The organism is Erwinia piriflorinigrans CFBP 5888 (assembly GCF_001050515.1).
Taxonomy (GTDB): domain Bacteria; phylum Pseudomonadota; class Gammaproteobacteria; order Enterobacterales; family Enterobacteriaceae; genus Erwinia; species Erwinia piriflorinigrans.
In genome coordinates, this window is sequence record NZ_CAHS01000005.1 from 1 (window position 1) to 15,978 (window position 15,978).

Here is a 15,978-nt window from a genome sequence, read left to right on the forward strand (position 1 = left end):
TCTCCCCATGCGAGAGTAGGGAACTGCCAGGCATCAAATAAATAAGGGTGACATTAGTGTCGCCCTTAAAAATTGAGTGTGCTGATATGGCTCAGTTGGTAGAGCGCACCCTTGGTAAGGGTGAGGTCCCCAGTTCGACTCTGGGTATCAGCACCAGTAAAATAGCGTGAGTTCGGCAAATAAAGAATTTGCCTGGCGGCTGTAGCGCGGTGGTCCCACCTGACCCCATGCCGAACTCAGAAGTGAAACGCCGTAGCGCCGATGGTAGTGTGGGGTCTCCCCATGCGAGAGTAGGGAACTGCCAGGCATCAAATAAAGCAAAAGGCCATCCTCCGGGATGGCCTTTTTGCGTTGTGTGCACTCTGCGGTCTGAAGGCAGTTGCCTGCTCGAAAGAGAGTAGGACAGAAGACGAAGTCTTCTGAACGTCGCGCGCGACGGCCCGAAGGGTGAATGACGGAGTCATTCATAAACTGGCAGGCATCAAATAAAGCAAAAGGCCATCCTTCGGGATGGCCTTTTGCTTTATGAAGTCCGAAAACCCCTGTTAAAAAGCACTGCTTGTCGGTAGTTAGATCCATAAGTGATGAATTGCAAATAAAAACTCCCCCCATTTCTGGAAGAGAGTTTTGTATGTTACCGGGGGAGTGAGCTAAGTCAGTGGATCACCTGCGAGAGGAAAGCGCGAGTACGCTCAGACTCTGGATTAGCAAAAAACTGCTGTGGCGGGGCCTGCTCAACAATTTCACCGCGATCCATAAAGATCACCCGGTCGGCAACGGTGCGGGCAAAGCCCATTTCATGAGTAACGCACAGCATGGTCATACCGTCTTCTGCCAGGCTAATCATTGTATCCAGTACTTCCTTTACCATCTCTGGATCCAGCGCGGAGGTCGGTTCATCAAACAGCATAATTTTGGGTTTCATGCACAGAGAACGGGCAATCGCCACGCGCTGCTGCTGGCCACCCGATAGCTGACCGGGGAACTTATGCGCGTGTTCAGCAATACGTACGCGTTCCAGATAGTGCATTGCCAGCTCTTCTGCTTCCTTCTTCGGCGTCTTACGCACCCAAATGGGGGCAAGCGTACAGTTCTGTAAAACGCTCAAATGCGGGAACAGATTAAAGTGCTGAAATACCATTCCCACTTCAGTACGCACACGTTCGATATTGCGCAGATCGTCATTCAGCAGGGTTCCGTCGACAACAATACGTCCCTGTTGATGCTCTTCCAAGTGGTTGATACAGCGTATGGTCGTCGATTTTCCGGATCCAGAAGGGCCGCAGAGTACGATACGTTCGCGTGGTTTTACCTGTAGGTTGATATCCTTCAGCACATGAAACTGCCCGTACCATTTGTTAACGTTTTCAAGCGTTATCATCATCGCGTTGTCAGCCTGGCTCGTTATACTCGTCATATTATTAACCTTAGTGCGGTGTACGCCCGGTGTGGAAGCGCTTCTCCAGATGCTGGCTATAGCGCGACATACTAAAACAGAAAATCCAATAGATAAGGGCTGCGAAAACATAGCCTTCAGTGGACATCCCCAGCCAGGCGGGGTCCACGGTAGCCTGTTGCACGCTGCTAAACAGATCGAACAGTCCGATGATGATCACCAGGCTAGTATCTTTAAACAGGGCAATAATGGTGTTTACCAGCCCCGGTATAACCAGTTTCAGCGCCTGAGGAAGGATCACCAGTGCCTGCGTTTTCCAGTAACCCAACGCCAGCGACTCGGCAGCTTCGTATTGGCCCTTGGGCAGCGCCTGCAGGCCGCCTCGCACCACTTCAGCGACATAGGCAGACTGGAACAGGGTCACCCCAACCAAAGCGCGTATCAGCTTATCGATGGAGCTGCCTTCCGCCATAAACAGCGGTAGCATCACCGAGGACATAAACAGAACGGTGATAAGCGGAACGCCACGCCAGAACTCAATGAATAATACGCACAAGGTGCGGACAACCGGCATTTGCGATCGTCGACCCAGAGCCAATAGAACGCCTGTGGGCAATGCGCCAGCGATACCGACCGCAGCAATAATCAGCGTCAGGGTCAGACCACCCCACTGACGGGTTTCCACTCGATCCAGCCCCAGCCATCCGCCATACATCAGTAGCCATACCAGCAGTGGATAAAGCAGCGCCCAACCAACAATGTAGCTTCCACGACGCGGCAGGTTTTTCAGGAACATCGGGACGATCGACAGCAGGCCGATGACCAGCGCCAGATTAATGCGCCAGCGCAGCTCATGGGGATAAAGCCCGTACATCAGTTGACCAAAGCGTGCATGGATAAATACCCAGCAGGCCCCCTCTTTGCTACAGTCTGCGCGCGTATCACCTACCCAGTTGGCCTGGAATACCAGCCAGCTGAGAGCAGGAGGAAGCGCTTCCCACATAATCCATAGGCATAACAGCGTTAGCAGAGAATTACCGATGCTTGAGAAAAGGTTTTTTCTGGCCCATGCGACAGAACGTGAGAGTGCATTGCTGTCGGGGGGTGACGTTTCATGAGTGATAACAGTCATAATATTCTCGTCTCTAGCGTTCAATCAGGGCGATTTTGCGGTTGTAGATGTTCATTAACAGCGAAATCGACAGGCTGATGATGAGATAAACCCCCATAGTAATCGCGATGGTTTCAATCGCCTGTCCCGTCTGGTTAAGCACCGTACCGGCAAACAACGACACCATATCGGGATAGCCAATCGCCGCTGCCAGCGAGGAGTTCTTGACGATATTCAGATACTGACTGGTCAACGGGGGAATAATAACGCGCATCGCCTGCGGAATAATCACCTGGCGTAGCGTGACCGCATGCGGCAGACCGAGAGAAGATGCGGCTTCATGCTGACCATATGGCACCGACTGGATCCCTGAACGTATCACCTCGGCAATAAACGTGGAGGTATAGATCGACAGCGCCAGGGTGAGTGCGGCCAGTTCCGGGATCAGGACAAAACCACCACGATAATTAAAGCCGCGCAGCTGCGGGATATCCCAGTGCATCGGGCTGCCTGCCAGCAGAAAAGCCACCAACGGAAACAGGATCAACATAGCGACAGCGGCGGGCCATGTATGACGCAGTCGCCCGGTTTTCAGCTGATGCTGTTTGTTGTAGCGGAACAGGCCTGTTGTCATTGCTATCGCCAGCAGCAGAGCAAGCAGGAAGGGGACGGTTCCTGCGGCATATTCAGGCCACGGAATATAGAGTCCACGATTACTGACAAAGGCCAGGTCGAAGGCATTCATCGCCTGGCGTGGCCCTGGCAGGTTGCGCAGTACTGCAAAGTACCAGAAAAAGATCTGCAACAGCGGAGGGATATTGCGGAACGTCTCGACATAAACAGTGGATAATTTACGCAGCAGCCAGTTGTCAGACAGGCGCGCCAGGCCAACAAAAAATCCCAGTAATGATGCGAAAACGATACAGAGCGCGGAGACCAGCAGGGTATTGGTTAACCCGACCAGAAATACGCGGGCATAGCTATCCCCTTCCGAGTAATCAATCAGATGCTGGACGATGCCGAAGCCAGCGCTACGTTCAAGGAAACCAAATCCGGAAGTAATGCCACGGCTGGCAAGATTATTGATGGTGTTATGGATCAAATATCCTGCAACCAGAAGAACCGTGGCGACCGCAACAATCTGGAAAAGCCAGGCGCGCACCGCAGGATGACCAAGGGAAAAGTCCCTTTTTACGGCTGGGCGTGGAGACATGATAAAACCTCAGTGACGAAAATTCACAGGTGGGCACCGGCATTGCGGTGCCCGCTAATCGGAGGTGTTAACGTACAGGCGGTGCGTATTGAATACCGCCATTGTTCCACAGCGCATTCTGACCACGGGCAATTTTCAGCTGGCTGTCTTTTCCGACATTGCGGTCAAAGACTTCCTGATAGTTACCCACTTGCTTAATGATGTGATAAGCCCATTTGTTGTCCAGCTTCAGATCTTTACCGAAGTCACCCTCTGCACCAAGCAGATGTGCCATATCCGGGTTGGATGGCTTAGCTGACATGCTATCGACGTTTTTAGAGGTAATCCCCATCTCTTCGGCATTCAGCATGGCGTACAGTGACCATTTTACGATGGTAAACCAGTCATCATCATCGCGGCGCACCACTGGCCCCAGCGGCTCTTTAGAGATCACTTCCGGCAGAACGATAAAGTCGTCAGGTTTACCCAGCTTGATGCGTAGCGCATACAGCTGTGACTGGTCAGAGGCAAGAGTATCGCAGCGGCCGCTGTCCAGCGCTTTCGCCGATTCGTCAGAGCGGTCGAAGGTTACTGGGGTGTACTGCATTTTGTTTGCTTTGAAATAGTCGGCGACGTTCAGTTCGGTATCAGTACCGGCCTGAATACAGACGGTTGCGCCGTCCAGCTCTTTCGCGCTTTTCAGCCCTGCTTTCTGGTGGGTTAAGAAGCCGATGCCGTCGTAGTAGTTTACGCCAGCGAAAATAAAGCCCATGCCGCCGTCACGTGAGGAGGTCCAAGTGGTGTTACGTGAAAGAATGTCCACTTCACCGGACTGCAAAGCGGTAAAGCGTTCTTTGGCCGTTAGCGGGGTATATTTCACTTTTCCTGCATCACCCAGCACTGCGGCAGCGGCAGCGCGGCAGACGTCGACATCGATGCCGCTGAATTTACCGCTGGCATCCGCATAGGAGAAGCCAGGCAGCCCGTCGCTGATACCGCACTGAACAAAGCCTTTCTTTTTTATTGCATCCAGCGTGGTGCCGGCATGAGCCTGATTGGCAAGCGAAAGCAGTGCTGCTGCGCTAATCAGCGTGGAGAGCATCATCTTTTTCATAAAGCGTCCTGTGTAGCGATTGCATTTATTATTTTTGGCGTACGCTTTGGTGCGCTTTGCCTGTCTGTAGCCGAAGCCATACACAGCATTGCAAGGAGGATGCCAGAGTTTCATCAGTCTGAATTTATTGAATGTTTTAGGCATTTAATACTAATGATTTGCGGTTTAGCCTGATGGTTTGCACCAGGATAGGGCAAAATTAGTGGGGAAGAGCACAAGCGGTGCGAATCGTTTCAGCTGTGGGGACCAGCGGGCGACATGGGGCTATGGACGAGCAAACATTGGGGTTTTGAGGCGTTCAGCGCCCGCAGGCGCTGAGGAGTAGAGGGCGGGTTAATATAATGAGCTGGCACCGGCAGGTCGTGTTTTAAAACGGCGATGCAGCCACATGTATTGGTTCGGCGCACGCATAATTTCGCGCTCAATCACCCGGTTCATATATTCAGCAGCCTGCTGCTCGCTTTCAATCGGATAATCCTTCAGCTCTGGCTGGATCACCAGCTCGTAACCGCTACCGTCTTCTTTGCGCAGAAGTACCACGGTAATTAACGCAGGTTTGGCCATTCGCGCCAGCATCCAGGTTCCGCTGGTGGTAGCTGCCTCTGGGACGGCGAACAGCGGGGCAAAAACGCTGCCTTTGGGGCCGTAATCCTGATCTGGGGCAAACCAGACGGCTTCTCCATGCTTCAGCGCCTGAACCATGCCGCGCAGGTCACGCCGGTTGATCATTGCCTTATTGGAACGCATGCGGCCTTTTGTCTGCACCCATTCCATCAGTTTATTATTGTGCGGACGATACATCGCCATCATTGGCTGACACATGCCCATAGTGCGGCCGCCCAGCTCAAGAGACATGAAGTGCACGCCGATAATCAGTGCTCCGCGACCATTTGCCTGCGCAGCCTGTAGGTTGTGCAGACCTTTGACGCTAAACCAACGTTTCACCCGACGGTCGGACCAGAACCATGCCATGCCGGTTTCCAACAATCCCATGCCAAGCGATTCGAAATTACCGATAATGCATCGTTCCAGATTGTCTTTGTCCATCTCTGGAAAACAGAGTTCCAGATTACGGCGTGCGATTGAGACGCGGCGCTTCATAAAACGCATTGAGGTTCGCCCCATCCAAGTGCCCAGCTTGTGCAGCAGCGGATAGGGGAGCTGGACCAGCAGAAATAAAACGCCAACGCCAAACCAGGTTAACCAGTAACGTGGATGCAGAAAGCTTCTGTGGAAATTCTGTGACTGCTTCATAAATACTCATTCAGACATTAAGGGTAAGAGAACCTGTAACGCATCATGAAGCTTGGCAGTTGCGATACAATGACTCGGACACCTGTTCAGGACGATGGTTTAGCCACATTCTACTCTTGACGAAAACTTTACACTCGTGGGATGTGCGTGCAGCGTAGTAGAGATGGTGAGGGCTCTGCGAAGAGATGTCCATAACGGGCTATTTTATACATAAGATACCGATTCTGCTTTATGAGATTAACAGGTATTTTCTTAAAACAGCGTTTTATGATATCGCTGGCTTTGTGTTGATTGTTTACGCTGCTTCCCGCTGTCGGCCTGGATAATAAAAAAGCGCTTACCCCTAGGGAATAAGCGCTTTTAAAACAACATGATAGCCGGGGGCTATTAGTTCATGCCGTATTTTTTCAGCTTCTTACGCAGTGTACCGCGGTTGATGCCCATCATCAGGGCTGCACGGGTCTGGTTGCCACGGGTGTATTGCATCACCATGTCCAACAGAGGCTGTTCTACTTCAGCCAGTACCAGCTCATACAGATCATTAACATCCTGACCATTTAGTTGAGCAAAATAGTTCTTCAGTGCCTGTTTGACCGAATCACGCAGTGGCTTTTGGGTCACCTGATCCTGTGAGTTTACGGTAGATACGGTCAGTACGTCAGAATTTACGCGTTGTTCGAACATAGTTCTGTCAGCTCTTTATTTCTAATTACGCAAGATTTTCGAAGTATGCCTCCAACGCCTCCAGCTGTTCGCTGGCATCCTCAATGGCGTTGAATGTGCGCCGAAACTGGTCGTTTGGGGCGTGCTCCTGCAGATACCAGGAGACGTGCTTCCGGGCAATACGGTATCCCTTGCGCTGACCATAAAAGTCGTGCAGTTCCCGTAAGTGCCCGATGAGCAAGCGCTTGACTTCAGCCAATGGCATCGGTGCCAGCAGCTCCCCAGTGTCCAGATAATGCTGGATTTCCCGGAAGATCCACGGTCTTCCCTGAGCAGCCCGTCCTATCATCAGGGCATCAGCCCCCGTATAGTCAAGTACCGCTCTGGCTTTATGCGGGTCAGTAATGTCTCCATTCGCGATAACCGGAATGGATACGTTCTGCTTAACTGTCCGAATGCTGTCGTATTCAGCTTCACCGTTGAACAAACAGGCGCGGGTGCGTCCATGAATGGTCAGGGCCTGAATACCACAACGTTCAGCCAATTGGGCAATCTCTACGCAGTTGCGGTTGTCGCTGTCCCAGCCGGTGCGAATCTTTAAGGTCACGGGCACGTCAACTGCATTCACCACGGCTGAAAGGATAGACTTCACCAGCTCAGGGTGTTGCAGCAGCGCCGAACCCGCCATCTTGCGATTCACTTTTTTGGCTGGGCATCCCATGTTGATGTCGATCACCTGTGCGCCTGATGCAGCATTAATGCGCGCGGCTCCTGCCATCTCTGTCGGGTCACAACCGGCAATTTGCACGGTACGAATACCAGGTTCGTCACTGTGAACCATACGCAACCGGGATTTATCGCTGGCCCAGACCTCGGGGTTCGACGACATCATCTCGGAGACGGTCATACCAGCGCCCATTGCATAGCAAAGGGTTCTGAATGGCCTGTCAGTGATCCCGGCCATTGGTGCCGCAATCAAACGATTACGAAGCTGGTGATTTCCTATGCGCATGAAAAAAAAGTGACCATAGTGTGTCCGCAAGGCGGCGTATATTACGCATTTTTTCAGGAAGATGAAAGGCCAAACTTTGAACAATACACCGTTGCAGAGTAAGGTAAAATGAAATCAGCATCGACCTTATGTAATATTATTATGTTTAACAACAAGTTAGGAAAATATGACCAAATTACGTACAGAGAATTTTCTTTTCTTGTCAGTAAGATATCAACATAAACCACGTTATTTTGCCTGTTAAACAAAACATGTGACGTGAAGAAAGCACTGGCACAGCGGCGACAGGCTGTGCCAGTGCCCTGGCTTAACGCCGTATGCCGGTAATGCGGCACCACTCTTCTTTCTCGGCTACGGCATCAAGCTCAAAGAGATCGGCGTAGGCTTCGCAGACGCCCGAAGCCTGGCTGGAGAGCACGCCAGACAGGCCGAGATGCCCGCCCTGTTTCGGCAGAACGCTAATTAATGGTGCCAGCTCACGCAGCGGGCCTGCCAGAATATTAGCGACGACCACATCGGCAATCAGGTTATCCGGCTGCTGATGCGGCAGATAAAGTGACAGACGGTCTGAAACCCCATTACGTTCGGCATTGTCCCGGCTTGCCTGAATGGCCTGGGGATCGATATCAATACCGATAGCGGCGGCGGCTCCCAGTTTCAGCGCGGCGATGGCCAGAATGCCGGAACCACAGCCGAAATCGATAATTGTCTTACCGGTCAGGTCGAGTCCATCAAGCCATGCCAGGCACAGGGCCGTGGTGGGATGGGTGCCGGTACCAAATGCCAGCCCCGGATCGAGCATCACGTTCACCGCTTCCGGGTCTGGCACGTCGCGCCAGCTTGGGCAGATCCACAGACGTTGGCCGAAACGCATCGGGTGGAAGTTGGTCATCCACTCACGCTCCCAGTCCTTATCTTCAATCTGTTCAATCTTATGGTGGAAACCGCTGCCCAGCAGGGGATGGTGTTCCAGCCCGGCAATCACGTCTGCCATCTCGGTTTCGGCGTCAAACAGGCCGATGACGTCGGTATCGCCCCACAGGCGCGTTTCGCCCGGCAACGGTTCAAACACCGGGTTGTCATGGGTATCCTGGAAGGTTACCGACACGGCACCGTTCTCAATCAGCGCGTCACCCAGCTCTTCAGCCTGAGCGCCGCTGGTATTTATCTTCATCTGTATCCAGGGCATAACGGATCTCTTTATTCAAACAGGGTGGAGGCAGACGTTGTGGCGGCCGCCGGGCGGCCAAAACGGTTGCCAATAATAAACGCCAGTAGGCTGAGCAGCAGCGCTGGCACAATCGGGTGGAATCCCCAGGGTTGCAGTGACAGGCTGGCCAGCAGGGTATAACAGGCAGCTCCGCAGATCATACTGCTCAGTGCGCCAGCGGCATTGGCTTTCTCCCAGTACAGGCCGAGCACCAGCGGCCACAGGAACACCGCCTCCAGCCCGCCAAAGGCCAGCAGGTTGAGCCAGATAATCATCTGCGGTGGATGCCATGCCGCCAGCAGCAGCAGCAGGCCCAGCACCAGGGTAACCAGAGAAGAGAGCCGTTTCAGCCGTGGCTCATTATTCATCTGGTGCGGGTATATCCGCAGATAGAGATCTTTCACAATGGTCGCCGACGATTGTAGCAGCTGGGCATTAATCGTCGACATGATCGCCGCCATCGGTGCCGCCAGAAAGATCCCGGCTGCCAGCGGCGGCAATACCGCGATCATCAGCGTCGGGATCACGCTGTCAGGGATCTGCAAATCCGGGATCACCGCTCGGCCCAACGCGCCTGCCAGGTGCATACCCAGCATCAGCACGGCCACCACGATGGTGCCAAGCAGAATGGCCAGATGGACCGCCTTACTGTCCTTATAAGAGATGCAGCGTACCGCCGTATGCGGCAGGCCAATCACGCCAAAGCAGACCAAAACCGAAAATGAGGCGAGGAAAGTGGGGGTCAGAATGTCGCCCACGCCAGAGGGAGAAACTAGTTGGGGATCGATGCGTTGCAGGGTATTCACCGCGTTATGCAAGCCGCCAGCCGCATGTATCACGGCAACCAGCAGCAGGACGGTGCCAGCCAGCATTACCAGCCCCTGCATGGCATCGTTGAGCACGCTGGCGCGGAAACCGCCAAAGGCGGTATACAGCGCGATAGTGCCGCCAAAGATCAGCAGCCCGCTGTCGTAGGGAATACCTGCCGCCGTTTCTAGCAGGCGCGCACCGCCAACGAATTGCACGGTCATCGCGCCAATAAAGGCGATCAGCAGGCTGATGCTGGCCAGCCACACCAGCAGCGGGCTGCGATAGCGCGCATACAGCATATCGTTTAGCGTGACGGCATGGTAACGCCGTGCCAGGATGGCGAATTTCTTGCCGAGCACTCCCAGTGAAAGCCAGACTGCCGGGACCTGTACCATCGACAGCAGAACCCAGCCCAGACCGTATTTATACGCTGCACCGGGGCCGCCAATAAACGAGCTGGCGCTGATATAGGTGGTCGTCAGCGTCATTGCCAGCACGAAGCCGCCCATTGAGCGGCTGCCAAGGAAGTATTCAGTGAGGAAACTCCCTTCGCGCCGTTTGCGCATCGCCCAGACTGACAGGCCCGCCACCAGCAGCAGATAACCGGCCAGCGGCAGAATAATTTCAAGCTTCACCTTTATCCTCCAGAGGGATATTGCGGAAGATAACGCGCACCATTAACCAGCAAAGAAAAATAAACAGCAGCGGCACCAGCAGGCAGGCCATTTCAAACCAGTGGGGTAAACCGGTTAGCCCCTGCTGGTCATCCAATAGCCAGGCGGACAGCGCCCAGCAGGCGAGATAGGCCACCGCCAGCGCGAACGACCAGCGCGCTTCCCGATGGGCCTGTACAAAACGTTTTTCCATGCGCTTCCCCAATAAGAAGGGGCCGATTAATCGGCCCCTGCATCTGTCGATCTCAACCCGGTGAACCGGGCATCTGCCGCACTTACTTCTCTTGCAGGCCGAGTTTCTTCTCCAGATAGTGGATGTTAGTCCCACCGTGCTGGAAGTTCTCGTCCGACATGATTTTCATCTGCAGTTCGACGTTAGTCTTGATCCCGTCAATGATCAGTTCAGCCAGCGCATTTTTCATGCGTGAAATCGCCACATCGCGGTTTTCGCCATAGGTGATCAGCTTTCCAATCATCGAGTCATAGTACGGCGGCACGCTGTAACCGGCGTAAATATGGGATTCCCAACGCACGCCAAAACCCCCTGGCGCGTGGAAGCGGGTAATTTTGCCCGGGCTTGGCAGAAAAGTATTCGCATCTTCGGCGTTGATACGGCATTCCACCGCGTGACCGCGAATAATCACTTCTTCCTGTTTGATCGACAGTGGCTGACCGGCAGCGATACGCAGCTGCTCTTTGATCAGGTCAACGCCAGTGATCATCTCGGTAACCGGGTGCTCAACCTGAATACGGGTGTTCATCTCAATGAAGTAGAACTCACCGTTTTCGTACAGGAACTCGAAGGTGCCTGCGCCGCGATAGCCGATGTCGATACAGGCTTTCGAGCAACGCTCGCCGATATAGCGGCGCATTTCTTCGGTGATGCCCGGTGCTGGCGCTTCTTCCACCACTTTCTGGTGACGACGCTGCATGGAGCAGTCGCGTTCGGCCAGATAGATCGCGTTGCCCTGGCCGTCTGCCAATACCTGAATTTCGATATGGCGCGGGTTTTCCAGGTACTTTTCCATATAAACCATGTCGTTATTGAAAGCCGCTTTGGCTTCCGCTTTCGTCATGTTTATCGACTGTTCCAAGTCTTTGTCGCTACGCACCACGCGCATACCACGACCGCCGCCGCCGCCAGAGGCTTTGATAATCACCGGGTAACCGATGCGTTTCGCAAAGGCACGATTCTTATCCATATCCTCGGTCAATGGGCCGTCAGAGCCTGGCACCGTAGGCACGCCCGCTTTCTTCATCGCGGTGATCGCCGACACTTTATCGCCCATCAGGCGAATGGTGTCCGCTTTCGGGCCGATAAAGATAAAGCCTGAACGCTCAACCTGCTCGGCGAAGTCCGCATTCTCGGAGAGGAAGCCGTAGCCAGGGTGGATCGCTACCGCACCGGTGATCTCGGCGGCAGAAATCAGTGCCGGGATATTCAGGTAGCTCTTTACTGAAGGAGGTGGGCCAATACAGACGGTTTCATCTGCCAGCAGCACATGCTTCAGGTCGCGATCCGCCGTGGAGTGCACTGCGACTGTTTTAATACCCAGCTCTTTACAGGCGCGCAGAATACGCAGCGCAATTTCACCACGGTTAGCAATTACAATTTTATCCAGCATGGTTGGCCTCGTTATTCGATGACGACCAGCGGCTCGTCAAATTCAACAGGCTGACCGCTTTCGAGCAGAATCGCTTTCACGGTGCCGGACTTATCGGCTTCGATCTGGTTCATCATTTTCATTGCTTCAACGATGCACAGGGTGTCACCGACGTTAACTTTCTGACCGACTTCCACAAACGCCTTTGCGTCAGGGCTTGGAGTGCGGTAGAAAGTACCGACCATAGGAGAACGCACGATATGGCCACTGATCTCGGCAGCAGCAGGTGCTTCCATCGCTGGAGCGGCGGCCGGAGCGACGGCGGTTGCCAGAGCGGGCTGCTGCATCATTGGGGCTGCATAAGCCTGCTGCATCATTGGGTAACCGGTATTGACCGGGGCACGGCTGATGCGAACGGACTCTTCGCCTTCAGAGATTTCCAGTTCAGCGATGCCTGATTCTTCAACCAGTTCGATCAGTTTTTTAATCTTACGAATATCCATGAGTGTGGTTCCGTACTCTGTTTAATTAGATGGTGACAGGCGTTTAACTGCCGTCTGTAAAGCCCAGGAATAACCGTCGACGCCAAGTCCACAGATCACACCGGTAGAAATATCAGAAAGATACGAGTGATGGCGAAAAGGCTCGCGAGCATGCACGTTTGACAGGTGAACCTCAATAAACGGTATGCTGACGGCCAGTAACGCATCACGCAGCGCCACGCTGGTGTGGGTGAACGCTGCCGGGTTAATGACGATATAATCGACATTGCCTTTCGCCTGATGAATGCGGTCGATTAGCGCATGTTCCGCATTGGACTGGAGATGGCTAAGCGTGACGCCCAGCGCATTGGCCTGCCGTGTCAGCTCACTGACAATCTCGTCCAGCGAGGTATGGCCGTATTTTTCCGGCTCACGCGTACCCAGCAGATTCAGATTGGGGCCGTTCAAAAGCAGTACATGCAACTTGTCGCTCATTTTGCTGCCATCTCCCGCGATAATTTAGGCATCGCACAAAATACATGGCTAAAGCCAGTTTGTCACCTTTTCAGATGAAAATTGGTGAAAGGCGGCCGGGAAAGGCGGCCATTGTAACCATATCAATGCATTTCGCCGATAAGTCGGGGGCGTATCAGCGAAGTTGGTTATCGGCAGCGAGAGACTGGCAGCAAGAAGCCGGTGATAAAGCACCGTTTACGTTAGCGCGCCAGCCACTTGCGCAGCTTTTTATAGCGCCATGCCAACAGGAACGCGGCGATTAACGCGTAAATCCACGGCTGGGGCGAATACGTTTTTACCGACCACAAATAGTGAATCGGCGCGAGTATTGCCATCAGATAGATGGCGTTATGCAGCGTTTGCCAGCGCTTACCGAGTTTGCGTTGCGCACGCTGGAATGAGGTCAGCGCCAGCGACAGCAAAATCACCCAACTGACAATGCCCAGCGTCAGATAAGGACGCGAAATCAGCTCAGATCCCAGCAGACCCAGGTTATTGATGCCGAGTTCTAGCAGAGAGTAGCTCACCAGATGCAGCGATGCCCAGGCAAAACACCAGAGTCCGAGCAGACGCCTTACGCGGATCAGCAACGGCTGTTTAGCGTAACGCGCCAGCGGGGTCACCGCGAGTGTGGCCAGCAGAAACTTCAGCGCCATCCTGCCGGTAAAATGCTGAATATCCTTCGCCGGATCGGCGCTGAACCCACCCTGATTGAGGGTAAGCAGCAGCCACAGCAGCGGCAGAAAACCCGCCAGATGCAGCAGCACCTTCAGCCAGCCGATCTGGGGTAGGGTCAGGCGCACCATCTCAGAAGTTCTCCCGCAGGTCGAGACCGCGATACAGTGAAGCTACCTGGTCGGCATAGCCATTGAACAGCAGAGTCGGCTGGCGCTGCACATCAAGAATACCGCCGGAGCCAATCACGCGTTCAGTCGCCTGTGACCAGCGCGGATGGTCAACGTGTGGATTGACGTTAGCGTAGAACCCATATTCATTCGGTGCTGACAGGTTCCATGTGGTAGGCGGCATCTCCTTGACCAGGCTGATTTTTACAATAGATTTAATGCCTTTAAAACCGTATTTCCACGGCACGGTCAGGCGGATCGGTGCGCCGTTCTGCGGCGGCAAAGCCTTGCCATAAACGCCGGTGGTTAACAGGGTCAGGGGATGCATGGCTTCATCCAGCCGCAGCCCTTCAACATAAGGATAATCCAGCCCACCGCCAATAAAGCGATCCTGTTGGCCCGGCATCTGGTCCGGCGCGTACAGCGTGTGGAAAGCCACAAAGCGGGCGTTGCTGGTGGGTTCGGCAGCCTGCAACAGCTTGCCCAGCTCAAAGCCAACCCAGGGGATCACCATTGACCAGCCTTCCACACAGCGCATGCGATAAATACGTTGCTCCTGCGCAAAGCGTTTAAAAATGTCATCCATGTTTAGCGTCAGGGGTTTTGCCACTTCACCATCAATTTCAATTTTCCAGTCGGTGGTTTTCAACGTTCCCGCATGGGCGGCCGGGTCGGCTTTATCCAGCCCGAACTCATAGAAGTTATTGTAACCCGTCACTTTCTCTTCCGGCGTCAGCGGCAGGTTGGCCTGGAACTGCTGTGGTTGACTGAAATCAAGCGGTCGGCCTGCAGCGGCGCGCGGACGATCGCTGCCTTTAAACCATGAAAGGAGGTCGGCGTGCGCAGCACCGGGCAGGGACAGCGCCGCCGCGCTCAAACCCAGCATTTTTAGCACCGCACGGCGACGAGCATGAAACAGGCTCTCTGGCGTGACGTCATTTTCTGTCAGTTGGTTAACGGCTTTCATCTGTGGCCCTGCCTGTGGTAATGAATCATTGCGTTTTTCGCGAGCAAACGGTTAACGGATACGCACCAACGTGCGCCCGGTTAGCTGATTATTGAGCAGTTTTTCTGCCGCATCCACCGCTTCAGTCAGTGAGACTTCGGTGGTGGCCTGCTGATAAAACGTCGCGGGCAACACCTGCTGCAAACGCTGCCAGGCCTGATGACGGCGTGCGACGGGAGTCATCACCGAATCGACGCCCTGTAGACGCACGTTACGCAGGATAAAAGGCATGACGCTGGTGGGCAGATCGGTTCCCCCCGCCAGCCCGCAGGCGGCGACCACTCCATTATAATGGGTTTGCGCCAGCACGCTGGCCAGCACCTCGCCACCGGCGGTATCTATCGCTCCGGCCCAGCGTTGTTTCTCCAGCGGACGAGATCGTTCGCTGAACGCGCTGCGCGGCAGAACCTCGCTGGCCCCCAGCTGGCGTAGATAGCCATGGGTTGATTCACGACCGCTCACGGCAACGACCCGGTAACCGAGCGCGCTGAGCAGCGCGACGGCAGTGCTGCCGACTCCGCCGCTGGCGCCCGTCACCAGCACGTCACCGCCATCTGGCGTCACGCCGCCTTCCTCCAGCGCCATCACGCAGAGCATGGCGGTGAAACCTGCCGTGCCGACGATCATCGCCTTGCGGGCATCCAGGCCCTGCGGCATCGGCACCAGCCAGTCTGCTTTGACGCGTGCCCGTTCAGCCAGCCCCCCCCAATGGTTTTCGCCAACGCCCCAGCCGGTCAGCAGTACCGACTGACCGCGCTGAAAGCGCGCATCGCTGCTGCTCTGCACTCTACCGGCGAAATCGATACCGGGCACCATCGGGAACTGGCGAATAATTTTGCCCTTACCGGTGATTGCCAGCGCATCTTTGTAATTAATCCCGGACCAGTCAATGTCGACGGTGACATCGCCCGGCGGGAGGCTGTCATCAGGCAGGTGTTTGAGTGTGGCGATGGTTTCACCTGAAGACTGTTCAAGAACCAGTGCTTGCATAAGGATCTCCTGAAAACGGGATAATCATTCTCTAAAAGCGGTCAGCTGTGACTATACTCGCCAAAATGGATATTGATCTGATTCGAAGCAAGCATTTAT

Annotated in this window: 16 protein-coding genes, 1 tRNA gene and 1 rRNA gene; 2 read left to right on the plus strand and 16 right to left on the minus strand. The window is 54.2% G+C overall.

What is annotated here, in order from left to right:
- Nucleotides 1-80: 80 nt before the first annotated feature.
- Both EPIR_RS01340 and rrf read left to right on the plus strand, forming a co-directional pair.
- Nucleotides 81-156: transfer RNA gene (locus EPIR_RS01340), tRNA-Thr, on the plus strand.
- A gap of 35 nt (nt 157-191) precedes the next feature.
- Nucleotides 192-307 (plus strand): 5S ribosomal RNA (gene rrf, locus EPIR_RS01345).
- Between the two features lie 348 nt (nt 308-655).
- Here rrf and EPIR_RS01350 read toward each other — a convergent pair.
- From EPIR_RS01350 to acuI, 16 genes are all read right to left on the minus strand, one after another.
- Nucleotides 656-1,417, minus strand: a complete 762-nt coding sequence (locus EPIR_RS01350) for an amino acid ABC transporter ATP-binding protein (RefSeq protein WP_023653486.1) — start codon at nt 1,415-1,417, stop codon at nt 656-658.
- A 10-nt stretch (nt 1,418-1,427) separates the two neighbouring features.
- A complete protein-coding gene (locus tag EPIR_RS01355; protein WP_023653487.1) occupies nt 1,428-2,528 on the minus strand; it encodes an amino acid ABC transporter permease in 1,101 nt (366 codons plus the stop codon).
- 13 nt (nt 2,529-2,541) lie between these two features.
- On the minus strand, nt 2,542-3,720 hold the full coding sequence (locus EPIR_RS01360; RefSeq protein WP_023653488.1) for an amino acid ABC transporter permease: 1,179 nt from the start codon (nt 3,718-3,720) through the stop codon (nt 2,542-2,544).
- 67 nt (nt 3,721-3,787) lie between these two features.
- Nucleotides 3,788-4,813, minus strand: a complete 1,026-nt coding sequence (locus tag EPIR_RS01365) for an amino acid ABC transporter substrate-binding protein (protein ID WP_023653489.1) — start codon at nt 4,811-4,813, stop codon at nt 3,788-3,790.
- Nucleotides 4,814-5,146: 333 nt separating this feature from the next.
- Complete coding sequence (gene lpxP, locus EPIR_RS01370; RefSeq protein ID WP_023653490.1) at nt 5,147-6,067, minus strand: kdo(2)-lipid IV(A) palmitoleoyltransferase; 921 nt, start codon at nt 6,065-6,067, stop codon at nt 5,147-5,149.
- A 387-nt stretch (nt 6,068-6,454) separates the two neighbouring features.
- The gene (fis, locus tag EPIR_RS01375; RefSeq protein WP_000462905.1) at nt 6,455-6,751 is read right to left on the minus strand and encodes a DNA-binding transcriptional regulator Fis; all 297 of its coding nucleotides are present in this window, start codon (nt 6,749-6,751) and stop codon (nt 6,455-6,457) included.
- A 25-nt stretch (nt 6,752-6,776) separates the two neighbouring features.
- Nucleotides 6,777-7,742 (minus strand): tRNA dihydrouridine synthase DusB, encoded by a 966-nt coding sequence (gene dusB / locus EPIR_RS01380; protein WP_023653491.1) that lies wholly within the window; start codon nt 7,740-7,742, stop codon nt 6,777-6,779.
- Between the two features lie 307 nt (nt 7,743-8,049).
- Nucleotides 8,050-8,931: a 50S ribosomal protein L11 methyltransferase gene (prmA, locus tag EPIR_RS01385; RefSeq protein WP_023653492.1), complete on the minus strand. Its 882-nt coding sequence runs from the start codon at nt 8,929-8,931 to the stop codon at nt 8,050-8,052.
- A gap of 11 nt (nt 8,932-8,942) precedes the next feature.
- Nucleotides 8,943-10,397: a sodium/pantothenate symporter gene (panF, locus tag EPIR_RS01390; RefSeq protein ID WP_023653493.1), complete on the minus strand. Its 1,455-nt coding sequence runs from the start codon at nt 10,395-10,397 to the stop codon at nt 8,943-8,945.
- Nucleotides 10,387-10,629 (minus strand): YhdT family protein, encoded by a 243-nt coding sequence (locus EPIR_RS01395; RefSeq protein ID WP_023653494.1) that lies wholly within the window; start codon nt 10,627-10,629, stop codon nt 10,387-10,389. Before EPIR_RS01395 ends, panF begins: the two co-directional genes overlap by 11 nt.
- Nucleotides 10,630-10,711: 82 nt before the next feature.
- Nucleotides 10,712-12,061: an acetyl-CoA carboxylase biotin carboxylase subunit gene (accC, locus tag EPIR_RS01400; RefSeq protein WP_023653495.1), complete on the minus strand. Its 1,350-nt coding sequence runs from the start codon at nt 12,059-12,061 to the stop codon at nt 10,712-10,714.
- 11 nt (nt 12,062-12,072) lie between these two features.
- Nucleotides 12,073-12,543, minus strand: coding sequence for an acetyl-CoA carboxylase biotin carboxyl carrier protein (gene accB / locus EPIR_RS01405; protein WP_023653496.1), 471 nt, complete (start codon nt 12,541-12,543; stop codon nt 12,073-12,075).
- A gap of 21 nt (nt 12,544-12,564) precedes the next feature.
- Nucleotides 12,565-13,017 (minus strand): type II 3-dehydroquinate dehydratase, encoded by a 453-nt coding sequence (gene aroQ / locus EPIR_RS01410; protein WP_023653497.1) that lies wholly within the window; start codon nt 13,015-13,017, stop codon nt 12,565-12,567.
- 221 nt (nt 13,018-13,238) lie between these two features.
- Complete coding sequence (msrQ, locus tag EPIR_RS01415) at nt 13,239-13,841, minus strand: protein-methionine-sulfoxide reductase heme-binding subunit MsrQ (RefSeq protein ID WP_048696685.1); 603 nt, start codon at nt 13,839-13,841, stop codon at nt 13,239-13,241.
- A 4-nt stretch (nt 13,842-13,845) separates the two neighbouring features.
- On the minus strand, nt 13,846-14,850 hold the full coding sequence (msrP, locus tag EPIR_RS01420) for a protein-methionine-sulfoxide reductase catalytic subunit MsrP (RefSeq protein ID WP_023653499.1): 1,005 nt from the start codon (nt 14,848-14,850) through the stop codon (nt 13,846-13,848).
- Nucleotides 14,851-14,901: 51 nt separating this feature from the next.
- Entirely contained in the window at nt 14,902-15,879 is a 978-nt protein-coding gene (acuI, locus tag EPIR_RS01425) for an acrylyl-CoA reductase (NADPH) (RefSeq protein ID WP_023653500.1), read from the minus strand.
- Nucleotides 15,880-15,978 lie beyond the last annotated feature (99 nt).